This is a genomic window from Crossiella sp. CA-258035 (genome assembly GCF_030064675.1).
Lineage (GTDB): Bacteria > Actinomycetota > Actinomycetes > Mycobacteriales > Pseudonocardiaceae > Crossiella.
In genome coordinates this window covers 6,804,469-6,827,089 of the sequence record NZ_CP116413.1, presented here as the reverse complement: position 1 = coordinate 6,827,089, position 22,621 = coordinate 6,804,469, and the positions used below count along the sequence as shown (strand labels likewise).

Below are 22,621 nucleotides of genomic sequence, written 5' to 3'. Positions count from 1 at the left end.
GATGACCACCATCGAGCTCGGCGGCGCGGCCGACCGGATGTCCGCGCTGCTCGCCGCGATCACCGACGAGCAGCTGGCCGGACCGACACCGTGCGCGGAGTACCGGCTGGGTGACCTGGTCGAGCACATCGGCGGGCTCGCGCTCGCCTTCACCCAGGCCGCCCGCAAGGAGCTCGGCCCGGACACCGGCCCGCCGCCGGCCGGTGACGCCGCCCGGCTGCCTGCCGACTGGCGCACCGCCTACCCCGCCCAGCTGGGCGAGCTGGCCGAGGCCTGGCGGGACCCGGCCGCGCTGGCCGGGATGACCAGGGTCGGCGGGGTGGACCTGCCGGGCGAGGTGGCCGGGATGGTGGCGATGAACGAGCTGGTCGTGCACGGCTGGGACGTGGCCCGCTCGATCGGCGCGGACTACTCGGTGCGGGCCGCGGAACTGGCCGCCGCGCTGGAGTTCGTGGAGCAGTTCTCCGGGCCGGAGAGCGAGGCCGACCGGGAGGGCCTGTTCGGTCCGGTCGTGACGGTGGACCCGGGGCAGCCGCCACTGGATCGGCTGATCGGCCTCAGCGGGCGGGACCCGCGGTGGACGCCCAGCGCGGGGTAGCCAGCCGGTGAACCGTCCACTGTGGACAGGGCGGTGGCGCTGGCAATCCTTTGCACGCGGATTGTTGGGGGCGAAACGAAGTGCGCGGTTAATGTAAGGTGTGAAATAAGAATGGGGCCGGTGAACCCGCCGTCTTCACCGGCCCCATTCTTGTACGTGAAGCTCACCCGAGGGTCGCGTGCATCTCCCACACCAGGACCTCGGCGTCCTCGGTCGCGGTGACCCGCTGCCCGCCGATGGCGGTGAACCGCACCGCGTCCCCGGTGGCCAGCTCGCCGGAACCCTCCAGCGTGACCGCTCCGCGCGGCACGAACAGGTGCAGGAACGGCGCGTCCGGCAAGGTCACGGACTGCCCGGCGGTCAGCCGGGCGGCGTGCAGCGCGGCGTACTTGTTCTTGATCCGGATGGCCGACTCGTCCCGGTGCCGGTCCATGCCCGAGGCGACTGGGACGAGGCCGCCGGCGAGCAGCCGGTCGTCGATCTCCAGCTGCTCGTAGCCCGGCGTGATCCCCGATTCGTCCGGTACCACCCACATCTGCACAAAATGCACCTCGTCGACGTGTTCGGCGCCGTGCAGCCGCCAGGAGTCGTTCTTCTCCGAGTGCAGGATGCCGCTGCCCGCGCTCATCCGCTGGGCCAGGCCGGGATAGATGATCCCGGAATGGCCGGTGGAGTCCTGGTGCACGAGGGAACCCCGTAGCACCCAGGTGACGATCTCCATGTCCCGGTGCGGATGGGTGTCGAACCCGGTGCCGGGGCTGACCACATCGTCGTTGTTGACCAGCAGCAGTCCGTGGTGGGTGTTGGCCGGATCGTAGTCGCTCCCGAAGGAGAAGGAGTGCTTCGAGTCCAGCCAGTCGATCCTGGTGGCGGACCGGTCGGCGGCACGCCGGATGTCCACCCCTGGACTCAGCGTTTTCGTCATCCTTCTTTCCTTTCGGGATGGTCGTCCATTGTGGACAGTCTGAAAGGGAGAGTCAGGCGGCGCGGACCGCGGAGACCTCGAACTCCAGCACGATCTTGTCGCTGACCAGCACGCCACCGGTCTCCAGTGCGGCGTTCCAGGTGATGCCGAAGTCCTTGCGGGAGATGGTGGTGGTGCCCTCGAAGCCGGCCCTGGTGTTGCCGAACGGGTCCTTGGCGGTGCCCTCGAAGGTGAACTCGATGGTCACCGAGCGGGTGACGTCCTTGATGGTCAGGTCGCCGGTGAGTGCGAAGTCCTCGCCGTCCTGGGCCACCGAGGTGGAGACGAACCGGATCTCCGGGAACTTCTCCAGCTCCAGGAAGTCGCTGCCGCGCAGGTGCTCGTCGCGCTGGGCGTTGCGGGTGTCGATGCTGGCGGCGTTGATGGTGACCGCGACCGAGGAGTTGGCCGGGTTGTCACCGTCGATCTTGATCCGGCCGTCGAACTCGTTGAAGGCGCCGCGGACCTTGGTCACCATCGCGTGCCTGGCCACGAAGCCGACCCGGCTGTGCGCGGCGTCGATCGCGTAGTCGCCGGTCAGTTCGCTGAGGGAGAGGGTGCTGGTCATCGGGAGCTCCTTTGGTTGATGTGTCATCTACATCCTGCACAACCACAGTTGATGTGTCAACTATTCCGGTAGACTCCCGGCTGTGACCGACATCGAGTGGCTTGAGGAGTCCCAGCAGCAGGCCTGGCGCGCGTTCCTGCGCGTGCACGCCGAGCTGACCGTGCGCATCGGGCGTCAGCTGCAGGTCGACTCGGACCTCTCGCTGGCCGAGTTCGAGGTGCTGGTCCGGCTGAGCGAGCTGCCCGAGCCCCGGATCCGGATCCTGGAGCTGGCCAAGCTGCTGAACTGGGAGAAGAGCCGGGTCTCGCACCAGCTCGGCCGGATGCAGAAGCGTGGGCTGGTGGCCAGGGCGGGCTGTCCCGAGGACAAGCGCGGCGCGTTCATCCAGCTCACCGAGGCGGGCAAGGCGGCCATCGAGGGCGCGGCCCCCGGCCACGTGGCGGTGGTCCGGCGGCTGGTCTTCGACGCGCTGGACAACGCCCAGGTGGCCGAGCTCACCGCGCTGTGCGAGCGCCTGCTGGCCAACATCGAGTCCTCCGGCTGCCCCACGGAGTAGCGCGCGGGGTCAGGCCAGGTGCCGGGCAGCCAGCGCGATGGCCTCGTCCGCGGCGGCCGGCGGCGGGGCCGGGGTGTTGAGGGTGGCGGCGGCCTCGTGCAGCGCGGCGGAGCCGGTGAGCTCGGCCAGCACGGTCAGGATGGAGGCCAGCGCCGGCAGGTTGCGGCGGGCCACCGCGACCGCGAAAGCTTCCTTGAGCAGCGGTTTTGCTGATTCGGGGTGACCTGTGGCACATTCGATGCGGGCCAGGGTGGTCTGGGTGTGGCAGCGCAGTTCCTCGGCGGCGAACGTGCCGGGTGGGCTGGCGGCGAGGGCTTGGGCGCAGAGCGCTCGGGCCTGGTCGAGGTCGCCGGTGCGGCGGGCCAGCTCGGCCTGACCCAGCTGTGCGGTGGCCACCCAGTCGGGAGCCCCGGCCTGGCGGCCCAGCAGTGCGACCTGGGCGAGGTCTGCGCGGGCGGCGGCCAGGTCGTCGTGTGCCAGGTGGCCGGCGGCGCGGCGGTTGAGCAGGTCCGCGGCTTCCTCGGTGGCGCCCAGCTCGCGGGCCAGGGTGATGGCTTCGGCGTAGAGGGCGTGCGCGTGCGCGCGGTCGCCGCGGCCTTCGGCCAGTGTCGCGAGGTCGCCGAGGGCTTGGATCATGGCCCAGCGTTCGCCGAGGGCGCGGAACCGGGCCAGCGCCACGGTCAGCAGCGCCTCGCCCGCCGCGGGGTCGCCGCGGTAGATGGCGACCACGCCGTTGCTGAGGCCGTGCAGCGCGGCGCTCCACGGGTCGGCGTCGAACATCGCGCCGTACTGGCGGGCGGTCGCCGCGAGGTCGGCGGGCGGGCCCTCGACCATCGCCCACAGCACCCAGAGCAGGGGCTGCCGGGGCGCGCTGGTGCGCGCCTCCAGCAGGCGGCGGACCTCGTCCAACTGCGGGCGCAGCGGGGCCGGGTCCGGGCTGCCGAAGGCGGTGGTGAGCACGCAGACCGAGTACTCCTCGGCCAGTTCTGGCGGGGCGGTGGCGCCCAGCAGGCTGGTCAGCGGCGCGGTCAGGCGGGCGCCCTCGGCGCGGCGGCCGCGCAGCCACCAGTAGGGGGCGAGCGCGGTGGCCAGGCGCAGCGCGGTCGGCGGGTCGGTGGCGCTGGTCCAGCGCAGGGCGGCGACGAGGTTGTCGTAGTCGGCGTCCAGGCGGGCCAGCCAGTCGAGCTGTTCGGCGCGCAGCAGCCTGGGTGAGGCCGCCTGCGCCAGGGCCAGGAAGTGCGCGGCGTGCGCGTGGCGGAGGCGGTCGGTGTCCCCGGCGTCGGCGAGGCGTTCGGTGCAGAAGGCGCGGATGGTCTCCGGCATCCGGTACCGGTCACCGGTCCTGGTCAGCAGGGACTTGTCCACCAGGCCGGTGAGCGCGTCCAGCAGGTCGGGCGCGGCGCACACCTCGGTCACCGCGTCCAGGGTGCCGCCACCGGCGAAGACGGTGAACCGGCCGGCCAGCACCCGCTCGGGTCCGTCGAGCAGGTCCCAGCTCCACTCGACCACGCCGCGCAGGCTGCGGTGCCGGGCGGCCGCGGTGCGTTCGCCCTTGGCCAGCAGCGCGAACCGGTCGTCCAGCCGGGCCGCGATCTCCGGCACGGGCAGGCCGCGGACCCTGGCCGCGGCCAGTTCGATGGCCAGGGGCAGGCCGTCCAGGGCCTGGCAGATGTGCTCGACCTGATCAGGGTGCGCGGCCGGGTCGTGCGCGGGGTCGGCGGCGCGGGCGCGCTGGGTGAACAGTTCGACCGCGGCCGCGCGGTCCAGGCTGGGCACCGGGTGGCGGGCCTCGCCGGTGATGCCGAGCCCTTCCCGGCTGGTGGCCAGCACGCGCAGCTCGGGTAGTGCGTGCAGCAGGTCGGCGGTGAGGTCGGCGACGGGTTGGATGAGGTGTTCGCAGTTGTCCAGCACGAGCAGCGGCGGCCGGTCGGCCAGCGCGGCGCGCAACCGGTCGAGGGGGTCCCGCGTGCCCTCGCGCGCGCCGAGGGCGGCGAGCAGGGCGCGGGGCAGGTCGGCCTGGTCGGTGAGCGGGGCGAGGGCGACGAAGCAGGCCGGGGTCCCGGCGGCGGCCTCGATGGCCAGCCGGGTCTTGCCCGCGCCGCCGGGTCCGGTGAGGGTGACCAGGCGGTGCTGTCTCAGCAGCTCGCGGACCTGCCGCAGGTCCTCGGCGCGGCCGACGAAGCTGGTCAGCTGGGCCGGTGGCGGGGTGCGCCGCTGGTGGTCGCCGCGCAGGGCGAGGCGGTGCGCTTCGGCGAGCTCGGCCGAGGGGTCGGCGCCGAGCTCCTCCGCGAGGCGGGTCCTGGCCTGCTCGAAGGCGGCCAGGGCTTCGGCCGGGTGGCCGTCGGCGAGCAGGGCGCGGACCAGCAGCGCCCACAGGCGTTCCCGCAGCGGGTGCGCGCCGAGCTGTTCGCGCAGCACCGGGGCCAGGCCGGTGCGGCCGAGGGCGAGCGCGGCCTCGGCGTGGTCCTCGATCGCGGTCAGCCGCAGCTCGGGCCAGCGGCTGGGGCCGAGCTCGGCAGGCAGGTCGCCGCGCCACAGGGCCAGGGCCTCGGCCAGCAGGGCCTCGGCGGTGGCGGGCTCGCCCCGGCGCAGCGCGGCGCGGCCGTCGGCGGCCAGTGCGGCGAACCGGTGTGCGTCCACCTCGGCCGGGTCGACCGCCAGCCGGTACCCGGTCGGGTGAAACTCGACAAGTCCGGAACCTAAGGCCCTGCGCAGGCGGGAGACCTGGGACTGCAAGGCGTTGGCCGCGCCCTCCGGTGGGTCGTCGGCGTACAGGCCGTCCAGGAGCGTCTCGGCGGGCACGATCCGCCCGGCCCCGGCGGCCAGCAGCGCGAGCAGGGCGCGGACCTTGGGACCGCCGAGCTCCACGGGCGTGCCGTCGGGCTGGGTGGCCTGGACCGGGCCGAGGATGCCGAAGCGCATCTCAGCAGTCGGTGGGCAGGTGGTTCGCGGCCCACCTGGCCAGCTCGTCCAGCGCGGGCAGCAGCGCGGCGCCCCGGTCGCTGAGCCGGTAGGAGACCGCCAGCGGCGGGCCGTCCCTGACCTCGCGGAGTACCAGTCCGGCCGAGGCCAGCTCGGTGAGCCGGTCCGAGAGCATCGAGTCGCTGATCCCGCCGATGGCCCTGCGCAGCTCGGCGAACCCGGCGGGACCGGTGGCCAGGGTTCCGATGATCACTCCGTTCCACCGCTTCCCGAGCAGCGCGAACACCCTGACCAGCGCGCCGTCGCAGCTCCGGTCCCCGGCAGCGTCCTCCGCCATGGCGGCCAGGGTAGTGCCCGAGCGGGCCGCCCATCGGGCTTCGCGATAACAGTGATCATGATCGACTGCTTTCCGGCGGTGGTCCCCGGCGGGAGGATGTCCTGTGCAGATGATCCGCCACGGGAGTGCCCGGCGCCTCCCGCCATCCCGGAGATCGTCCGGCCGACGGCCTCCAGCCGCCGGAGGACGCGGGTTCCGGCGCACCGGCCTGCCACGCTCCGCCCGTCGTGGTAGGCCGGTGCGGTGCGAGAGTTGACGGGACAGACCCGTGCTTGACCCGGTGTGGCTGCGCAGCTTCCTCGCCGTCGCCGAGACCGGCGGCTTCACCGAGGCGGCCAGGCGGCTGTGCCTCGGCCAGTCCACGGTCAGCCAGCACGTGCGCAGGCTGGAGCAGGCCACCGGCAGGCAGCTGTTCGTGCGGGACACCCATTCGGTCAAGCTGACCGGCGACGGCGAGGCGCTGACCGGGTTCGCGCACAACATCCTGGAGCAGGAACGCCTGGCCATGGCCTACTTCGCCCGGCCGGAGCTGCGCGGCAAGGTGCGCCTGGGCGTGTGCGAGGACCTGGTGCTGGGCCACCTCCCGGCGACCCTGCGCCGCTTCCGGGCCACCCACCCGCTGGTCGACCTGGAGCTGACCGTCGAGCTGAGCAGCCTGCTGCACGACCGGCTCGCCGCGGGCGGCCTGGACCTGGTGCTGGCCAAGCGCCGCACCGAGGCCGACGGGCACCTGCTGTGGCGGGAGCCGCTGGTGTGGGTGGGCAGGCCGGGGCTGCGGCTGACCAAGGGGGAGCCGGTGCCGCTGGTGGTCTACCCGGAGCCGAGCCTGACCAGGGCGCGGGCGCTGGAAGCGTTGCGCGCCTGCGGGATGCAGTGGCGGATCGGCTGCTGGAGCGACCGGCTCAACGGGTTGCGGGCGGCGGCGCTGGCCGGGCTGGGGGTGGCGGTGTTCGCCCGGTCGGTGGTGCCGGAGGGGCTGGTGCCGGTGGAGGGGGAGCTGCCGCCACTGGCGGAGGTGGACTTCGCGGTGCTGGGCGGCAGGCGGGCCGGGCACGGACCGGCGGCGGCGTTGGCGGAGCTGATCATCGCGGCGCGGTGGCCGTAGGCGGGGCGGGCGTGGGGGCCGGGGCTGGCCTCGGGCGCGCCCCGGCCGGGGTGGCTCAGGCGTCCAGAACCTGGCCCGCGCGGCGGACCACCGGGGGCTGCACCGACCACGGGAAGTTGATCCACCGGTCGGTGTGCCGCCACACGTACTCGCACTTGACCAGCGAGTGCGGCTTCTCGTAGATCACCGCGCAGCGCACCTCGGCCACCGTGTCGGCGCAGAAGTCGTGCACCAGCTTGAGGGTCTTGCCGGTGTCCGCAACGTCGTCGGTGACCAGCACCTTCGCCCCGGACAGGTCGATGACGTTGGGCACCGGCGGCAGCATGACGGGCATGTCCAGGGTGGTGCCCACGCCGGTGTAGAACTCCACGTTCATCACGTGCAGGTTCTTCACGTCCAGCGCGTAGCCCAGGCCACCGGCCACGAACAGGCCGCCGCGGGCGATGGACAGGATGATGTCCGGGGCGTAGCCGTCGTCGGCGATGGCCTGCGCGAGGTCGCGGACCGCCTCCCCGAACAGGCTGTAGGTCAGGTTCTCCCGGTCTTCCGGTGCAGCCGTCATGGGAGCAGTCTCGCTCATCTCAGGCCGGGCGGCCGAGGGCGGGTTGTGCGCAATGCACCCGGTTCCGGCCGGCGTGCTTGGCCGCCAGCAGCGCGGCGTCCGCGGCCAGCACCAGGTCGGCGAGGCGGGTGCGGGCGCCGGGGCAGTGGGTGGCCAGGCCGACCGAGACGGTCAGGTCGGTGACGGTGCGCGGGCCGCGCACGGTGCGGGCCGGGACCTGCAACGCGCCCACCTCCGCGCGCAGCGTGGCGGCCAGCGCGGTGGCGGTGCCCAGGTCGGCCCCCGGCAGGAAGGCCAGGAACTCGTCGCCGCCGTGCCCGCCGTAGCGGCCCAGCACCGCGTGCTCGCACACCTGGCGCAGCACCGAGGCGACCGCGCGCAGCACCCGGTCGCCCGCCGGATGACCCAGGGTGTCGTTGATCCGCTTGAAGTGGTCGAGGTCCAGCAGCACCAGCGCGGCCGGCTCGTCCCGGCGGCGGGCGGCGGCCAGCGCGCGCCCGGCCTCGGCATCCCAGCCCCAGCGGTCCAGCAGGCCGGTGAGCTTGTCGGTGGCCCAGGCCCGTGGCTCGTGGCCGCAGGAGCGGCAGCGGGCCGAGGGCGGTGGTTGTCGATGGTTCATCCCGGTGGCACCCATGTTCGGTTCGGTCAGTGTCGCGGCGGGCGGCGGGGGACCTCGCGGGTCGGTGGGATTCACGGTCCCCCGCCGCCTGCCGTGGACAGGCGTCGGTCTGGGGGTCCGGCCGCCTATCCGGTCCTCGGGGCCGCGGTCAGCGCGCACACGCCGTCCACGGTGTGGCAGAGCAGCTGGCTCAGCTCGTCCAGCAGCTGGGCCCGGCCCGGCCGCCGGTGCTCCAGCCACCAGTGGCACACCGCCTGCACCATCCCGGCCAGCGCGTAGCGCACCGGGTCCGGCGGCGGGGACGGGCTCAGGCCGGGGATCTCGCCGAGCAGGTCGGCCAGCGCGGTGACGATCGGGTCGGCCGCCTGGCCGCCCCGCGGACCGGCCGGGTTGCTCAGGCCGAACCGGTAGAGCCACTGGTGCTCCATGATCACCACCAGGTAGGCCTCCACCGCGCCGCGGATCCACTGCCGCCGGGTGCCCGCCTCGCGCAGCCCGGCCAGCGCGGGCCGCAGCCTGGCCAGCATCAGCTCGGTGGCCCGGTCGCCCGCGGCTTTGAGCAGTCCGGCCTTGTCGTAGAAGTAGTGGTACAGCAGGGGTTTGCTCACCCCGGCCGCGGCGGCCAGCTGGTCCATGCTGATCCCGGCGCCGTGCGTGGTGATCACCTTGATCGCGGTCTCCACCAGCTCCGCCCGCCGCGCGGCCGGGGCCATCCGCCTGCGCCGCCCCTCACACGGGCGGTGGAGCGCGCTCTGCTCCAGGGGAGTGTCCATGTGTCCTCCGCTCGGCTGCCTGTCTGCCTTGACAGAGCAGGCCCGCGGCCCGCTGGATACCGGGTGGCGGCAACTTTCTCGCGCTCCGCGATCAGGTGTATCCGCTGCGCCACCTCGTGGTCTCTGTGTCGGTGAGACGAAGGGGCGTGATGGCGGTGTCCTCGAGAACAACGTCCACAGTGGACGTCGCGGTGGTCGGCGGCCGGGTCGCGGGCGCCGCGCTGGCGGCCAGGCTGGCCAGGGCCGGGCTGCGGGTTGCGGTGTACGAGCGGGCGGTTGAGCTCGGGCCGACGCTGTCCACGCACATCTTCCACGGCACCCAGGACCTGCGCGCCGAAGGCGTCTATGACGACTTGGTGGCCGCCGGGGTGCCGCCGCTGCCGGAGGTCCAGGTGCGCCTGGACGAGCTGCGGCTGACCTTCCGGCACCCCGCCGACCCCGGGCTGTGCCCGCCGCGTGAGCTGCTGGACAACCTGCTGCTGGACCGGGCCCGCGCGGCCGGGGCGGAGGTGCACCTGGGCCGCCCGGTGGTCGGGCTGCTGCGCGAGCGCGACCGGGTGGTCGGGGTGGAGGTCGCCGACCAGGACGGGCGGGTGCGGCCGGTGCGGGCCCGGCTGGTGGTCGGCGCGGACGGGCGCAGCTCGCCGGTGGCCCGCTGGGTGCGCGCCACCCAGTACCTGACCTTCCGCAGCGGCCGCGGCCAGGTGTGGCGGTACTTCCGCGGCAAGCGGCTGCCCAGGGTGCTGCTGTGGCACCGGGTCGGCGCGCGGCTGGCGCACATCCTGCCCACCGGGGCGGAGGAGTACTACCTGTGCGCACAGCCGCCGGTGGGCGATCCGGAGGACTTCCGGCGCACCGGGGCGGACGCGCTGCTGCCGTGGGTGGAGCGGGTCAGTCCGGAGATCGCCGAGCTGGCCAGCGGCGGCGAGCCGGTGGGCGGGCTGCGCCGGATGATCGGCTACCCGTGCTTCTTCCGGCAGCCCTTCGGGCCGGGCTGGGCCCTGGTAGGGGACGCCGGGCACGCCAAGGACGCCACCATCGGTCACGGCATCACCGACGCGCTGCGCAACTCCGCCGCGCTGGCCACCGCCCTGCTGTCCACTTGGGACGATCAACAGGCGCTGCCGGAACGGTTGCGGGAGTGGGCGCGGCGGCGGGACCAGGCCGAGCTGGCCAACTTCTGGTACAGCCAGGAGCTGGGCGACGCGGCCCCGGTCGGCGCGCTGCGCAAGGCCTTCTTCCGCGGGCTGGACGCGACCGGCGTCCGCAGGCTGGACGAGGTCATGGCGGACAAGCGGGACGCCGACACCCTGCTCACCGCGACTCGGCTGGCCCGCACCGCGCTGAACCAGGTCCTCTCCGGCGTGCCCGCGCCGGCGGTGCTCCGCGAGGCCGGGGCACTGGTGCGGCTGAACCTGCTGCGCCGCAGGGCTTTCCGGGAACGCGCCGGGCAGGCGCCGAGCCTGGCGGTGTCGCGATGACCCTCGCGCACACCTCGCCCTGGGGCGGCGCGCCGACCGCCGAACCGCTGCTGCCGCCGCTGACCGGCAGGCACCGCGCGGACGTCGTGGTGGTGGGCGGCGGGATCGCCGGGCTGTCCCTGGCGCACCGGCTGCGCGAAGAGCTGCCCTCGGCGCGGATCCTGCTGCTGGAGGCCGTGGTGGTCGGCGGCGGCGCGACCGGGCACAGCACCGGACTGGCCAGACCGGGCGTGTGGGGCTCGATGCGGTTGCTGCACAAGCGAGTTGGCGCCGCGGCTGCGGACAGCCTGACCAGGGCCTCCCTGGACGGGATGGCCGCACTGCACGAGCTGGTCACCGCCGAGGGCATCGACTGTGACCTGGTGCGCGGCCGGATGTACCAGCTACCGGTCACCGCCGAGCACGTGCGCCGCTACACCGGCGACCTGCCGGAGCTGAACCGTCTGGGCATGGAGGCGGACTGGCTCTCGCCCCGCGAGGCCGCGGAAACCCTTGGGCTGCAAGGTGGGTTCGGCGCGCTACGGGTGGCTCCGCTCTACCAGCTGGACCCGCTGCGGCTGTGCCGGGGACTGCGAGACCTGCTGCTGGCGCGCGGGGTGGAGGTGTTCGAGGGCACGCCGGTGCGCTCGGTGGAACCCGGCGAGCGGGTGCGGGTGCGCACCGACCTCGGTGAGGTGGACGCGGCGCAGGTGGTGCTCGCGATCGACGGCTACACCAGGGTTTCCGGGCTGGTGCGGCTGCCGGTGGTCCCGTTCCGCTCACAGGCCCTGTGCACTGAACCGCTCGCCGCGCTCCCGCTGCGGCCCGGAGACCTGGTGCTGGACTCGCGGGCCTACTTCAACTACGCGCGGCTGAGCCCGGACGGCAGGCTCATCCTCGGCGGCGGCCGCGCGGCCAACCCCAGCACCCGGCCCGGCACCCAGCCCAGGGTCTCCGGCGGCACCTGGCGACGCCTGGAACGCGAGCTGCGCCAACTGTTCCCGGCACTGGACGGGGTGCGCATCGCCCGGTCCTGGGCCGGGGTCAGCGGGGCCACCCCGGACTGGATGCCGATCGTCGGCCAGGTCCAGTCCGGCGTGTGGTTCGCCGGTGGCTGGAACGGCCGGGGCATCGCGCCCGCCCTGCACACTGCGGGCTGGCTCAGCGGCCAGCTCGCCGCCGCCCTGCACGGCAAACCCCTGCCACCGCCCACCGTGCCCTGGCACCGCGGCGGGGCCAGGCCCGCGCCGGTGCTGGACCGGCTGCGCTACCCGCTGCGCCAGGGCTTCCTCGAACTCAACGACCGCCGTTCCCTGCACACCGGACGTCGCGCGCCGCTCCGCTTCGGCCGCGACGGGAAATGAGTGTCCACAATGGATAGATGCCCGGTCCGACCCGACCCGGCCGACGCCGCGCTGTTCGACGAGGACTACCAGCGCGACCCCTACCCCTCCTACGCCCGGCTGCGCGCGGTGTCCCCGGTGCGCTACCTGACCCTGCCGACCGGACTGACCGCCTGGCTGGTCACCGGCTACGAGGAGGTCCGGCAGGCGCTGACCGATCCGTTGCTGAGCAAGGAAAGCCGCTACGACGCCGAGTCCGTCCAGGGCCTCTCACCGAGCATGGGCGCGAGCATGCTCAACCTGGACCCGCCCGACCACGACCGGCTGCGCCGCCTGGTCGGCAGCGCGTTCACCCGCCGCCGGATCGAGGCCCTGCACGACACGCTGCACGACGCCGCGGACCGGCTGATCGACGAGTTCGCCCCGCGTGGGCAGGCCGACCTGATGCGGGAGTTCGCGCTGCGGCTGCCGGTCGGCATGATCGGCGAGCTGCTCGGCGTGCCGGAACAGGACCGGGACGCCTTCTTCGAGCTGGCCCACGACTACGTCGGCTTCACCCCGGAGACCAGGGAGAAGGCCGCGGCCGCACTGGCCGGGCTGAACGAGTACATGGCCGGGCTGATCGCGGCCAAGAAGCACGCGCCGGGCGAGGACCTGATCAGCGCGATGATCGCGGCCAGGGACGAGCAGCGGCGGCTCACCGACGAGGAGCTGCTGGCCAACGCGCTGCTGCTGTTCCTGGCCGGGCACGTCACCACCGCCGGCCTGATCGCCAACGCCACCCTGGCCCTGCTGCGCCACCCCGGCCAGCTCGCCGCCTTCCGCGCCGACCCGGACCTGGTGACCAACCTGGTGGAGGAGGCGCTGCGGTACGAGGGACCGGCCGAGCTGTCCACCATGCGCTGGGCCAAACAGGACACCGTGATCGGTGGAGTCGCGGTCGGCAAGGGCGAGCGGGTGCTGGTCTCCCTCGGCGCGGCCAACCGGGATCCGCGCCGCTTCGCCGACCCGGACGTCTTCGACCTGGCCCGCGCCGACGCCAATGCGCACCTCGGCCTCGGTCACGGCATCCACTACTGCCTGGGCGCGCAGCTGGCCAGGGCCGAGGTGCGCACCGCGCTGGCCCGGCTGTTCGTCCGGCTGCCCGACCTGCGGCTGAACGCGCGCTACGAAGACCTGGAGTGGATGCCCGGCATCGGCCGTGCCCCGCTGTCCCTGCCCATCGTGTTCACCCCGGGAGGCTGAGGCGTGGATCCGCGCAACCTGTTCGAGACCCGCACCACCTACCGCCTGCTCCGCCTGGAGTACCTGGCCGCGCTGGGGGTGTGCGCCGGGCTCTTCCTGGTGCACTGGGCAGAAGTGCGGCTGCTGCCCGCGCTGCTGCTGTTCGCCTACATCGACGTCATCGGCTACCTGCCCGGCCTGATCGCCTTCCACCGCAGCGCGACCGGCAAGATCCACCGCGGCTTCTACGTGGCCTACAACCTGGCGCACAGCTTCGTCACCGCGGGCGTGGTCGCGCTGCTGTGGTGCTGGCTGGTGCGACCGGAGTGGGCGCTGCTGGCCATCCCGATCCACCTGTGCGGCGACCGGGGACTGCTCGGCAACTTCCTCAAACCGTTCGCGGTGTCCTTCGAGCCCAAGCCGCACCCGGCCTACCTCCGGCTGGCCGCCGCGGTCTCCGAGCGGTGACCGCCGTGGACCTGCTGCGCGCGCACGCCCGCAGCTCCAGCGCGTTCCTGGCCTACAACCAGGACACCGAACACTTTCAGACTCCGGGGATCAACGGCCTCATCGCCTATCGGCCAGCCGGTCGACGGCACCTGGTGCAGCTGACCGGGCCGTGCGCGGCCGAGGTCGACCAGCCCGCGCTGACCGCGGCCTTCCGGGCCTTCGCCGCCGGGCAGGGCCGCCGGATCACCGCCGTGCAGCTGCTCAAGGAGGAGGCCGCGGCCTGCGCCGAGCTGGGCTACGCGGTCAACCAGCTCGGCGCCTCCTTCAGCATCGACCTGGCCCAGTTCACCCTCCGCGGCGGCAAGCTCGCCGAGACCCGCAACCGGCTCTCCCAGGCCCGCCGCGCCGGGGTCCAGGTCGCCGAGGAGTCCACAATGGACACTGAGCTGGCGCTGACCCTGGCCGCGATCGACCAGGAGTGGTTGCGCGCCAAGGGCCGGGCGGTGAAACAGCTCGGCTTCATGGTCGGCGAGCGCGGTGGTCGGGGCGCGGCGCACCGCAGACTGTTCGTGGCCAGGGCGGCGGAGCGGATCGTCGCCTACATCTCCTTCTCCCCGGTCTACGGGCCGCGGCCGGGCTGGCTCTACGACCTGACCCGCCGCCACCCCGCCGCCCCGACCGGCGCGATCGAGTCGATCATCGCCCACGCCGCGGAGGTCTTCCGCGGCGAGGGCGCTGACTGGCTGCACCTGGGCTTCACGCCGTTCGTCCAGCTCCACCCGGAACACCGGATTCCCGGCGCGCACAACAGGATCCTCGACGGGGTCATGCGCCGGATCGCCGGGCGGGAGCGCTGGCTGTACTCCGCGCGCACCCAGGAGCGGTTCAAGACCAAGTGGGCGCCCCACCTGATCGAGCCGGAGTACCTGGCCTTCGAGCACGGCCTCAGCCTCGGCGCGGGCTACCGGCTGCTGCGACTGATCGGCGCGCTGTGACTCACACCCCCGCGATACCGCGGATCCAGTCCCGGTAGGCGCCGACGTGGGTGTACTGGCAGCTGGTGTCGTTGCCGGTGGAAAGCACGCCGACCTGGTTTCCGTTGGGGGCGAACATCGGCCCGCCGGAGTCGCCGGTGCCGCACACGCCGTTGATCCGCTCGCCGTTGACCGCCCGGCCGCCCTTGTAGTCCTGCGCGGACACATCGGTGACCTTCAGCTTGGCGTTCTTCAACCGAGGCGACTGCTGACCCTGCTCGGTCTGGCCCCAGCCGTGGATGGTGACCGTGTTGCCCACCGCGACATCGGCCAGGGCGCCCAGCTTCACCGCGGGCGCGCGCACCGGCTTGGCCAGCTTCAGCAGCGCCAGGTCGGCGTTGGTGTGCACGGTCAGGCCGCCGGGGGCCACGTCCACGTACTGGCCCTTGGCGTGCTCGACGTTGCCGATCCGGAAGCCCCAGCGGTGGTTGCCGCCCACGCAGTGCTCGGCGGTGAGGATCCACTGCGCGGCGATGACGGTGGCGGTGCAGTAGCCGTCCTTGCCGTCCTGGTAGAGCCGGGCGCTCCACGGCGCCGAGGCGGTGAACTCGCCGTTGACGATGGTCACGCCAGCCTGGGCCGGGGCCGCCAGTCCGAGCAGCACGGCCGAACCGGCCAGCAGACCGGCGATGAAGTTCCTCGCGCGCACAACGCCTCCAGAGCCACCGGCTCCGCAGGCCGGATGCCCGGACGCTAAGCGCCGGCCAGCGTGGCCGGACACCGACTAAAGCACTGCGCAATTCAGTTCAGTCGGCTCGCGGTATCCAGCCGGACACCCAGCGCCACTGTGCCAGTGACGAAGCCAGCCGAGAGGGAGACCGATGAGCCCAGGGGTTCCGGTGCCGACCTACCTGTCCTACGTGGCGGGGAAGGAGATCGACTCCGACCGTTACGTCTACACCGTGGGCGCGCGGTCGATCCTCACCGACCTGTTCGGCAGCCTGACCCTCAAACGGCGGCTGGAACAGGGCCAGCTCGACCCGGCCGCCGTGGCCGACCGGGTGGTCGGCCGGTGCGCGCTGGCCGATGAGGACACCATGGCCGCCGCGGTGGCCGCCGCGGCCGAGGCCGCACCCGTGTGGGGCGCGACGCCGCTGGCGGTCCGGGTCGAGCTGGCCCTGGCGCTGCGGCAGCGGATCCTGGCCGGGCACAAGGACCTCGTGGACGTGCTCATCGCCGAGGGCAACCCGCGGCCGCTGGCCGAGTGGCAGGTGGCCGGGATGCTGTCGGTGGCCAGCGAGGAGACCGTGGGCTGGCTGGCCGGGCAGCTGGAACAGGAGTTCCGGCACGGCGACCGGCGACTGCTGCTGCGACGGCGGCCGGACGGGGTGGTCTGCGTCAACCCGCCGCAGAACGCGCCGGCCACCAGCGCCCTGTTCGGGGCCACCGCGCTGATGGCGGGCAACACCGTGGTGGTGCGGGCCCCGCGCAGCGCGCCCTTCGGCGTGATGCACGTGCTGCGCGAGTACGTGGTGCCCGCGCTGGCCGAGATCGGCGCGCCGCCCGGGGTGCTCAACATGTTCTGCGGCAGACCGGGGCCGGCGCTGCGGAGCTGGCTGGCCGACCCGCTGGTGGACGACATCTTCTACACCGGCGGCGTGGAACGCGGACTCGAGCTGGAACGGGACTGCGTGGCCGCCGGGAAGAAACCGATCCTGGAACTGGCCGGCAACGACTGCGTGGTGATCTGGCGGGACGCCGACCTGGACCTCGCGGTGGAGGCGCTCACCGAGTGCTTCTACGGCTCCGGCCAGATCTGCATGGTGCCCAACCAGGCGGTGGTGCACCCCGCCATCGCCGAGCAGCTGATCGCCAAGCTGCACACCGCGGTCACCGCGCTGCGCCCCGGCTACCCGGACGAGCCGGACGTGCTGCTCTCCCCGGTGCTGCGCGCCGAACGCTTCGGCACCGTGGTCGAGGACGCCCTGGCCCGCGGCGCCACGCTCATCTGCGGCGGCGGGCGGCTGGAGGTCGACGGCGAACCGTCGGAGACCGGGCCGTTCCTGGCCCCCACCGTGCTGCGGGTGGACGGCCTGGACACCTGCCGGGAGCTGACCGCGGTCCGCGAGGAGACCTTCTTCCCGTTGCTGCCCGTGGTCGTGCCCGGCGAAGCCCCCGACGAGGAGCTGCTGGCCGCGGTACTGGCCTTTGTGGACAGCAACCGCTACGGCCTGCGCAACTCGTTGTGGGCCAAGGACGAGCTGGTCATCGAGGAGTTCCTGGCCAAGGTCGGCAACGGCGGCCTGCTCAAGGTCAACGACTCGCACATCGGCTTCCTCCCCTACCTGCCAACACATGGCGGCACCGGGCTCACCGGCGGCGCCTTCGGCGAGGCCAACTACCTGGTGCTGCGCACCACCCACCTGCAGGGCGTGTCGATCGCGGAGAACGTGCGGCCCAGCGCCGCGGTCTTCGAGGCCTACACCCGCATCACCGAACCAGGAGCGTGAATGGATCTACAGTTCATGGCCGCCGACCGGGACGTCTGCGAGGAGCTGGCCCCCGGCCTGCGCGCGGAGCTCGCCGGGCTGAGCCTGGCCGAACGGGAGGCCGACGACGGCAAGGCCATCCAGCTCTTCCGCGCCAGCGGGGCCTCGAACCTGCTGGTGCCCAAGGCATACGGCGGCAGCGGCGGCACCGCGGTGCAGGCGATGGGCGTGATGCGGGCCCTCGGCGCGCTGGCCCCGTCGATGGCGGTGGCCACCATGATGCACCACTTCTCCGTCGGCACCCTGTACTCGATGCTGGCCGCGATCGGCACCCAGGTGAACCTGGATCCCGTGCTGCCGCAACGGATCGCCACCGATCGGCTGCTGCTGGCCTCCGGGTTCGCCGAGGGCAACACCGACCAGGACATCCTGCGCCCCACCCTGCGCGCCGAGCGGGTCGAGGGCGGCTACCTGGTCAACGGGGTGAAGAAACCGTGCAGCCTGTCCCGCTCGATGGACCTGCTCTCCGCCAGCGTGGCCGTGCCCACCGGCGACGGGGAGGCCGACTTCGGGCTGATCCTGTTGCCCGCCATGACCCCCGGGCTGTCCGTGCACCCGTTCTGGTCCACCTTCGCCCTGGCCGGGGCGGAGAGCCACGAGGTCCGGCTCACCGACGTCTTCCTCACCGAGGACCAGCTGGTGCGCACCACCCCGGAGCTGGCCGGGCGGATGCTGGAGCTGCAGATCCTCGGCCTGACCTGGTTCCAGCTCAGCGTCTGCTCCGTCTACAGTGGACTCGCCGGGGCGCTGGTCGAGCGGGTGCTGCACCGGGGCCGGGGCAGCGCGGCCGACCGGGCCGCGCTGGTCATCCGGCACCAGAGCGCCGCGCTGCTCACCGAGGGCCTGGCCCGCCGGATCGACGCCGGGGACACCGGGGTGGACACCCTGACCGCGGCCCTGGTCACCAGGCACACCGTGCAGGAGCTGGTCACCTCCACCGCCTCCGCCGCCGCCGAACTGCTGGGCGGCATGGCCTTCATCGCCGCCGGCGAGATCGGCTACCTGCTGGCCGCCGCGCACGCGGTCGCCTTCCACCCGCCCGGCCGGGCGGGCACCACGCAGACCGTGCTCGGCCACCTCAGCTCGGCCAGGGACGCGACATGACCGTCGACGTCACCGCGGCCGAGGCGGAGTTCGAGCGCACCGCCACCGCCTACCGCACCCACCTCAGTCGCGGCCGGGCCGCACTCGGCGAGCTGTTCGGCCGCGAGCTGGAACAGTCCGCCACCGGGGCCTGGGTGCGCACCAACCGCGGCCGGGCGTTGCTCAACTGCGGCGGCTACGGCGTGCTGCTGATGGGCGCCCGCCACCCCAGGGTGGTCGCCGCGGTGCGCGCCCAGCTGCACACCCTGCCGGTGTCCACCAAGCTGCTGCTCGAACCCGTCGCGGCCAAGGCCGCCGCCGCGCTCACCGCGGTCGCTCCGTCCACAATGGACAAAGTGCACTTCGCCTGCTCCGGCGCCGAGGCGGTGGAGACCGCGATCAAGCTGGCCCGCACGCACGGCCGCACCCACCTGATCTCGGCCAGGGACGGCTACCACGGCAAGACCCTCGGCGCGCTCAGCGTCACCGCCCGCAGCGTGTTCCAGGAACCGTTCCGGCCGCTGCTGCCCGGCGTCTGCCACGTGCCCTACGGCGACCCGGACGCGCTGCGCCGGGAGCTGGCCGCGCACGAGGGCAGGGCCGCGCTGATCCTGGAACCCGTGCAGGGCGAGGCCGGCGTCGTCCTGCCACCGGCCGGCTACCTGGCCGAGGCGCAGCGGCTGTGCCGGGAGTACGGGGCCTTCTTCATCCTGGACGAGGTGCAGACCGGCCTGGGCCGCCTCGGCCACTGGTGGGGCGCGGACCGCGAGCGGATCACCCCGGACGTGCTGGTGGTGGGCAAGGCGCTCGGCGGCGGGGTGCTGCCGGTGTCCGCGGTGCTGGCCACCGAGTCCGCCTTCCGCGCCTTCGACCGCGACCCCTACCTGCACACCTCCACCTTCTCCGCCAGCCCGCTGGCCATGGCCGCGGTGTGCGGGGCGATCGAGGCGATCCAGGAAGGCGGCCTGGTCGAGGCCGCGGGCAGGCTCGGCGAGCACATCCGGACCAAGCTTTCCGCGCTGTGCCAGGACATCCTCGGCTCCCGGGTGCGCGAGGTGCGCGGCGCCGGACTGCTCATCGGCATCGAGTTCAGCAAGCCCGGCCTGGCCGCGGACCTGCTGGCCGAGCTGATGGCCGCCGGGGTCATCGCCAACCACTCGCTCAACTCCGCCCAGGTGCTGCGGCTCACCCCGCCGGCCACCCTGGACGAGGCCGAGCTCGACTTCCTCGTCCAGGCCTTCGCCACCGCGGCCAGGGCGGTGGCCGGATGAGGCGGATCCACCTGCTGGCCGAGGTGCCCGGTGCCAGTCCAGCGCAAGCCTTCACCCTGCTCACCGACTTCACCCGCTTCCCGGCCATCGCCGAGGAGGTGCGCTCCGTCGAGGTCTTCCCCGGCGAGCCACGGCATTCCGCCTGGGAGGTCGCCTTCCGCCGCGGCCGGTTGCGCTGGCGGGAGTGGGAGCACCTCGACCCGGCGACCACCAGCGTCGAGTTCGGCCAGGTCGACGGCGACTTCGAGCACTTCCGCGGCGCCTGGCGGATCACCGGGGCCGAGACCGGCTGCACGGTGGACTTCCAGGTGGACTTCGACTTCGGCATCGACAGCCTCGCCGAGGCCATGGACCCGGTGGCCGAACGGCTGCTCCGCCGGGTCATGGGCTCCGTCCTGAGTGGACTCTTCGGCGCGGCCACCCAACTGCACGACCTGCCCCCCATCCCTGTGGAAAGGACCATCCCATGAGCGCCCTGCTCGACCAGCTGACCTCGCTGCTGACCACCCGCTTCGGCGTGCCGCCCGAGGAGGTCCGGCCCGAGGCCACCTTCGCCGAGCTCGACCTGGACTCCCTCGCCCTGGTGGAGCTGGGCCTGGTGACCGAGAAGGAGTTCGGGGTCAGGGTCAAGGACAACGAAGTGTCCACTTCGGACACCCTGGCCACCATCGCCTCGCTGATCGAGTCCAAGCGCGAGGCCGCCTGATGAGCGGCCTCGCGATCACCGGACTCGGCCTGGTCACCGCCGCCGGGATCGGCGTCGAGGCGAGCTGGGCGGGCATCCTGCGCGGGGAGTCCACCGCCAGCGCCGACCCCGCGCTCTCCGGCATGGTCACCGACTTCAGCTGCCGGGTGCCCGGCTTCGACGCCGACGCCCAGCTCGGCCGCCGCACCGCCTGGCGGCAGGAACGCTGCGCGCACCTGGCCAGGGTCGCCGCCCGCGAGGCGGTCGCGGACAGCGGCCTGGACCCGGCCACCTGGAACGGCGCGCGGGTCGGCGTGGTGGTGGGCAACTCCCTCGGCGGCACCATGACCTTCGAGCAGCAGTACGAGATCCTGCGCGCCGAGGGCGAGTCCCAGGTGACCCCGCTGCTGATCCCGATGGCCGGCACCGGCTCGCCCACCGCCTGGCTCAGCCTGGATCTCGGCGCGCGTGGCCCCAGCCTGGCCCCGGCCACGGCCTGTGCCTCCGGGGCCACCGCGCTCGGCGTGGCCTGGGACTGGCTGCGCTCCGGGATCTGCGACGTGGTGGTCACCGGCGGGGCGGAGTCCGCGCTGTCCCCGCTGATCATGGCCGGGTTCGGGCAGCTCGGCGCGCTGTCCACCCGCAGCGGGGACCCGGCGACCGCGTCCCGGCCCTTCGACGCCGACCGGGACGGCTTCGTCGCCGCCGAGGGCGCCGGCATCCTTGTCCTGGAACGGATCGAGGACGCCAAGGCCCGCGGCGCGCGGGTGCACGCGCGGCTGGCCGGGTACGGCGGGGCCTCCGACGCCTACCACATCACCGCCCCGCACCCGCACGGCGACGGCGTGGAACGGGCCAGCCGGATCGCCCTCGAAGCCGCCGGGCTGCACCCCTGCGACATCGGGCACGTCAACGCGCACGGCACCTCCACCCCGATGAACGACGTGATCGAGGGCAGCCTGATCAAGCGGCTCTACCCCGAGGGCACCCCGGTCACCTCGGTCAAGGGCACCATCGGGCACGCCCTCGGCGCGGCGGGCGGGATCGAGGCGGTGTGCACGGTGTTGTCCGTGCGCGACGGCATCGTGCCGCCCACCGCCAACCTGGACCGCCTGGACCCGCGGATCGACCTGGACATCGTGCGCAAGATCCCGCGCCAGCTGGACATCAGGGCCGCGGTCAGCAACTCCTTCGGCTTCGGCGGGGCCAACGGCGTGGTGGTGCTGACCCGTGACTGAGCCGAAGCTGTTGTCCGGCAAGAAGATCCTCATCACCGGCGTGCTCACCGAGAGCTCCATCGCCTACGGGGTGGCCCGGATGGCCCAGGAACACGGCGCGGAGATCGTGCTCACCGGCTTCGGCCGCGGCCTGCGCATCACCGAGGCGATCGCGGAAACCCTGCCCCAGCCCTGCGACGTGCTGGAGCTCGACGTCACCCAGCCCGAGCACCTGGACGCGGTCTCCGACGCGCTCTACGCCCGCTGGGGCCTGCTGGACGGGGTGCTGCACTCGGTGGCCTTCGCCCCGCCCAGCGCGCTCGGCGGCGGCTTCCTCACCGCGGAGTGGGCGGAGGTGGCCACCGCGCTGCACATCTCCACCTACTCCTTCGCCGCCTTCGGCCGGGTCTTCGGCCCGCTGCTGGCCAAGTCCGCGCACGGCTCCCTGGTCGGCCTGGACTTCGACGCCAGCCTGGCCTGGCCCGGCTACGACTGGATGGGCGTGGCCAAGGCGGGCCTGGAGAGCTGCTGCCGCTATCTCGCGCAAGCCTTGGGGCCACAGGGAACCAGGGTCAACCTGGTCGCCTGCGGTCCACTTCGGACACTCGCCGCGCGCGGCATCGGCGGGTTCGACCAGCTGGACCGGTTGTGGGCGGACCGGGCCCCGCTGGGCTGGGACCAGACCGACACCGAACCGGTGGCCAGGGTGGTGTGCGCGCTGCTGTCGGAGTGGCTGCCCTCGGTCACCGGGGAGATCCTGCACGTCGACGGCGGGGCGCACGCGGTCGGCGCCGGCCAGGAGAGGGGATAGCCGGATGCGGATCTTCAGCAGTGCCGCCGAGCTGCGCGCCTCGGTCGGCCAGCGGCTGGGCGAGAGCGCCTGGCACACCGTGAGCCAGCGCCGGATCACCGAGTTCGCCGAGGTCACCGAGGACCGGCAGTGGATCCACCTGCACGCCGAACGCGCCAAGGAAGGCATGTTCGGCGGGACCATCGCGCACGGCTTCCTCACCGTCTCGCTGATACCGGCGCAGCTGCGCGAGACCATGCACGTGGACGGGGTCGACCTGGTGATCAACAAGGGCATGGACCGGCTGCGCTTCCACCAGCCGGTGCCGGTCGGCGCCCGGGTGCGCGCGGTGTTCGAGCTGCTCACCGCCACCGAGCGGGCCCTCGGCTTCACCGACCTCCAGCTGGGCGTCACCGGCGAGGTCGAGGGCAAGGCCGAGGCCGCCTACACCGCCCGGATGCGGATGCTGCTGCACGCCCCCGAACTGGCCACCACGGCCTGACCGGCCAGGACACCACCGGGGCCGGACCTGGTCCCGGTGGTGCACGTCATGTCTGGGGTAATTCGGTAT

General features: G+C 73.2%; 24 protein-coding genes. 16 read left to right on the top strand and 8 right to left on the bottom strand.

What is annotated here, in order from left to right; translation table 11 throughout:
- Position 1 precedes the first annotated feature (1 nt).
- Entirely contained in the window at positions 2–598 is a 597-nt protein-coding gene (locus N8J89_RS30675) for a TIGR03086 family metal-binding protein (RefSeq protein WP_283660478.1), read from the top strand.
- Positions 599–761: 163 nt separating this feature from the next.
- Here the strand turns inward: N8J89_RS30675 and N8J89_RS30670 are convergent, their stop codons facing one another.
- Positions 762–1,523 carry a pirin family protein gene (locus N8J89_RS30670; RefSeq protein WP_283660477.1) on the bottom strand — a complete coding sequence of 254 codons (762 nt, stop codon included), beginning with the start codon at positions 1,521–1,523 and terminating at the stop codon, positions 762–764.
- A gap of 52 nt (positions 1,524–1,575) precedes the next feature.
- Positions 1,576–2,130, bottom strand: a complete 555-nt coding sequence (locus tag N8J89_RS30665; RefSeq protein ID WP_283660476.1) for a YceI family protein — start codon at positions 2,128–2,130, stop codon at positions 1,576–1,578.
- 82 nt (positions 2,131–2,212) lie between these two features.
- Here N8J89_RS30665 and N8J89_RS30660 point away from each other — a divergent pair, with 82 nt between their 5' ends.
- A complete protein-coding gene (locus N8J89_RS30660; RefSeq protein WP_283660475.1) occupies positions 2,213–2,686 on the top strand; it encodes a MarR family winged helix-turn-helix transcriptional regulator in 474 nt (157 codons plus the stop codon).
- A 9-nt stretch (positions 2,687–2,695) separates the two neighbouring features.
- Here the strand turns inward: N8J89_RS30660 and N8J89_RS30655 are convergent, their stop codons facing one another.
- Both N8J89_RS30655 and N8J89_RS30650 read right to left on the bottom strand, forming a co-directional pair.
- A complete protein-coding gene (locus N8J89_RS30655) occupies positions 2,696–5,608 on the bottom strand; it encodes an AfsR/SARP family transcriptional regulator (RefSeq protein ID WP_283660474.1) in 2,913 nt (970 codons plus the stop codon).
- A gap of 1 nt (position 5,609) precedes the next feature.
- A complete protein-coding gene (locus N8J89_RS30650; RefSeq protein ID WP_283660473.1) occupies positions 5,610–5,945 on the bottom strand; it encodes a winged helix-turn-helix transcriptional regulator in 336 nt (111 codons plus the stop codon).
- A gap of 268 nt (positions 5,946–6,213) precedes the next feature.
- Here N8J89_RS30650 and N8J89_RS30645 point away from each other — a divergent pair, with 268 nt between their 5' ends.
- Complete coding sequence (locus tag N8J89_RS30645) at positions 6,214–7,050, top strand: LysR family transcriptional regulator (protein WP_283660472.1); 837 nt, start codon at positions 6,214–6,216, stop codon at positions 7,048–7,050.
- Between the two features lie 55 nt (positions 7,051–7,105).
- Here N8J89_RS30645 and N8J89_RS30640 read toward each other — a convergent pair whose 3' ends face one another.
- The 3 genes from N8J89_RS30640 to N8J89_RS30630 form a co-directional block, all read right to left on the bottom strand.
- Positions 7,106–7,612, bottom strand: coding sequence for a phosphoribosyltransferase (locus N8J89_RS30640; RefSeq protein WP_283660471.1), 507 nt, complete (start codon positions 7,610–7,612; stop codon positions 7,106–7,108).
- A gap of 19 nt (positions 7,613–7,631) precedes the next feature.
- The gene (locus tag N8J89_RS30635) at positions 7,632–8,231 is read right to left on the bottom strand and encodes a GGDEF domain-containing protein (protein ID WP_283660470.1); all 600 of its coding nucleotides are present in this window, start codon (positions 8,229–8,231) and stop codon (positions 7,632–7,634) included.
- Between the two features lie 125 nt (positions 8,232–8,356).
- The gene (locus N8J89_RS30630) at positions 8,357–9,004 is read right to left on the bottom strand and encodes a TetR/AcrR family transcriptional regulator (RefSeq protein ID WP_283660469.1); all 648 of its coding nucleotides are present in this window, start codon (positions 9,002–9,004) and stop codon (positions 8,357–8,359) included.
- Positions 9,005–9,153: 149 nt separating this feature from the next.
- Here N8J89_RS30630 and N8J89_RS30625 point away from each other — a divergent pair, with 149 nt between their 5' ends.
- The 5 genes from N8J89_RS30625 to N8J89_RS30605 are packed head-to-tail and all read left to right on the top strand — an operon-like array spanning position 9,154 to position 14,476.
- Entirely contained in the window at positions 9,154–10,485 is a 1,332-nt protein-coding gene (locus tag N8J89_RS30625; RefSeq protein WP_283660468.1) for an NAD(P)/FAD-dependent oxidoreductase, read from the top strand.
- On the top strand, positions 10,482–11,828 hold the full coding sequence (locus N8J89_RS30620; protein WP_283660467.1) for an NAD(P)/FAD-dependent oxidoreductase: 1,347 nt from the start codon (positions 10,482–10,484) through the stop codon (positions 11,826–11,828). Before N8J89_RS30625 ends, N8J89_RS30620 begins: the two co-directional genes overlap by 4 nt.
- A gap of 9 nt (positions 11,829–11,837) precedes the next feature.
- A complete protein-coding gene (locus N8J89_RS30615; protein WP_283660466.1) occupies positions 11,838–13,052 on the top strand; it encodes a cytochrome P450 family protein in 1,215 nt (404 codons plus the stop codon).
- Positions 13,053–13,055: 3 nt separating this feature from the next.
- On the top strand, positions 13,056–13,499 hold the full coding sequence (locus N8J89_RS30610; protein ID WP_283660465.1) for a hypothetical protein: 444 nt from the start codon (positions 13,056–13,058) through the stop codon (positions 13,497–13,499).
- Positions 13,496–14,476, top strand: a complete 981-nt coding sequence (locus tag N8J89_RS30605) for a DUF2156 domain-containing protein (protein WP_283660464.1) — start codon at positions 13,496–13,498, stop codon at positions 14,474–14,476. Before N8J89_RS30610 ends, N8J89_RS30605 begins: the two co-directional genes overlap by 4 nt.
- Position 14,477: 1 nt before the next feature.
- Here the strand turns inward: N8J89_RS30605 and N8J89_RS30600 are convergent, their stop codons facing one another.
- Positions 14,478–15,164 carry a S1 family peptidase gene (locus N8J89_RS30600; protein ID WP_283660463.1) on the bottom strand — a complete coding sequence of 229 codons (687 nt, stop codon included), beginning with the start codon at positions 15,162–15,164 and terminating at the stop codon, positions 14,478–14,480.
- Between the two features lie 172 nt (positions 15,165–15,336).
- On the opposite strand from N8J89_RS30600, the gene N8J89_RS30595 reads away from it, so the two are divergent.
- From N8J89_RS30595 to N8J89_RS30560, 8 genes are read left to right on the top strand one after another with little or no spacing between them, the layout of a single operon-like run.
- The gene (locus N8J89_RS30595; RefSeq protein ID WP_283660462.1) at positions 15,337–16,965 is read left to right on the top strand and encodes an aldehyde dehydrogenase family protein; all 1,629 of its coding nucleotides are present in this window, start codon (positions 15,337–15,339) and stop codon (positions 16,963–16,965) included.
- Positions 16,966–18,108 carry an acyl-CoA dehydrogenase family protein gene (locus tag N8J89_RS30590; RefSeq protein WP_283660461.1) on the top strand — a complete coding sequence of 381 codons (1,143 nt, stop codon included), beginning with the start codon at positions 16,966–16,968 and terminating at the stop codon, positions 18,106–18,108.
- The gene (locus N8J89_RS30585; protein ID WP_283660460.1) at positions 18,105–19,358 is read left to right on the top strand and encodes an aspartate aminotransferase family protein; all 1,254 of its coding nucleotides are present in this window, start codon (positions 18,105–18,107) and stop codon (positions 19,356–19,358) included. Before N8J89_RS30590 ends, N8J89_RS30585 begins: the two co-directional genes overlap by 4 nt.
- Positions 19,355–19,828 carry a type II toxin-antitoxin system RatA family toxin gene (locus tag N8J89_RS30580; RefSeq protein WP_283660459.1) on the top strand — a complete coding sequence of 158 codons (474 nt, stop codon included), beginning with the start codon at positions 19,355–19,357 and terminating at the stop codon, positions 19,826–19,828. Before N8J89_RS30585 ends, N8J89_RS30580 begins: the two co-directional genes overlap by 4 nt.
- Entirely contained in the window at positions 19,825–20,064 is a 240-nt protein-coding gene (locus N8J89_RS30575; protein WP_283660458.1) for an acyl carrier protein, read from the top strand. Before N8J89_RS30580 ends, N8J89_RS30575 begins: the two co-directional genes overlap by 4 nt.
- Positions 20,064–21,281 (top strand): beta-ketoacyl-[acyl-carrier-protein] synthase family protein, encoded by a 1,218-nt coding sequence (locus N8J89_RS30570; RefSeq protein WP_283660457.1) that lies wholly within the window; start codon positions 20,064–20,066, stop codon positions 21,279–21,281. Before N8J89_RS30575 ends, N8J89_RS30570 begins: the two co-directional genes overlap by 1 nt.
- Positions 21,274–22,071, top strand: coding sequence for an enoyl-ACP reductase FabI (gene fabI / locus N8J89_RS30565; protein ID WP_283660456.1), 798 nt, complete (start codon positions 21,274–21,276; stop codon positions 22,069–22,071). Before N8J89_RS30570 ends, fabI begins: the two co-directional genes overlap by 8 nt.
- A 4-nt stretch (positions 22,072–22,075) precedes the next feature.
- Positions 22,076–22,552 carry a MaoC family dehydratase gene (locus N8J89_RS30560; protein WP_283660455.1) on the top strand — a complete coding sequence of 159 codons (477 nt, stop codon included), beginning with the start codon at positions 22,076–22,078 and terminating at the stop codon, positions 22,550–22,552.
- The last annotated feature ends 69 nt before the right edge of the window (positions 22,553–22,621 follow it).

Coding starts and splice junctions, on each gene's coding strand:
- N8J89_RS30675 (WP_283660478.1), top strand. CDS start 2: ATGACCACCATCGAGCTCGGCGGCGCGGCCGACCGGATGTCCGCGCTG.
- N8J89_RS30670 (WP_283660477.1), bottom strand. CDS start 1,523: ATGACGAAAACGCTGAGTCCAGGGGTGGACATCCGGCGTGCCGCCGAC.
- N8J89_RS30665 (WP_283660476.1), bottom strand. CDS start 2,130: ATGACCAGCACCCTCTCCCTCAGCGAACTGACCGGCGACTACGCGATC.
- N8J89_RS30655 (WP_283660474.1), bottom strand. CDS start 5,608: ATGCGCTTCGGCATCCTCGGCCCGGTCCAGGCCACCCAGCCCGACGGC.
- N8J89_RS30650 (WP_283660473.1), bottom strand. CDS start 5,945: ATGGCGGAGGACGCTGCCGGGGACCGGAGCTGCGACGGCGCGCTGGTC.
- N8J89_RS30640 (WP_283660471.1), bottom strand. CDS start 7,612: ATGACGGCTGCACCGGAAGACCGGGAGAACCTGACCTACAGCCTGTTC.
- N8J89_RS30635 (WP_283660470.1), bottom strand. CDS start 8,231: ATGAACCATCGACAACCACCGCCCTCGGCCCGCTGCCGCTCCTGCGGC.
- N8J89_RS30630 (WP_283660469.1), bottom strand. CDS start 9,004: ATGGACACTCCCCTGGAGCAGAGCGCGCTCCACCGCCCGTGTGAGGGG.
- N8J89_RS30625 (WP_283660468.1), top strand. CDS start 9,154: ATGGCGGTGTCCTCGAGAACAACGTCCACAGTGGACGTCGCGGTGGTC.
- N8J89_RS30620 (WP_283660467.1), top strand. CDS start 10,482: ATGACCCTCGCGCACACCTCGCCCTGGGGCGGCGCGCCGACCGCCGAA.
- N8J89_RS30615 (WP_283660466.1), top strand. CDS start 11,838: ATGGATAGATGCCCGGTCCGACCCGACCCGGCCGACGCCGCGCTGTTC.
- N8J89_RS30595 (WP_283660462.1), top strand. CDS start 15,337: ATGAGCCCAGGGGTTCCGGTGCCGACCTACCTGTCCTACGTGGCGGGG.
- N8J89_RS30590 (WP_283660461.1), top strand. CDS start 16,966: ATGGATCTACAGTTCATGGCCGCCGACCGGGACGTCTGCGAGGAGCTG.
- N8J89_RS30585 (WP_283660460.1), top strand. CDS start 18,105: ATGACCGTCGACGTCACCGCGGCCGAGGCGGAGTTCGAGCGCACCGCC.
- N8J89_RS30580 (WP_283660459.1), top strand. CDS start 19,355: ATGAGGCGGATCCACCTGCTGGCCGAGGTGCCCGGTGCCAGTCCAGCG.
- N8J89_RS30575 (WP_283660458.1), top strand. CDS start 19,825: ATGAGCGCCCTGCTCGACCAGCTGACCTCGCTGCTGACCACCCGCTTC.
- N8J89_RS30570 (WP_283660457.1), top strand. CDS start 20,064: ATGAGCGGCCTCGCGATCACCGGACTCGGCCTGGTCACCGCCGCCGGG.
- N8J89_RS30560 (WP_283660455.1), top strand. CDS start 22,076: ATGCGGATCTTCAGCAGTGCCGCCGAGCTGCGCGCCTCGGTCGGCCAG.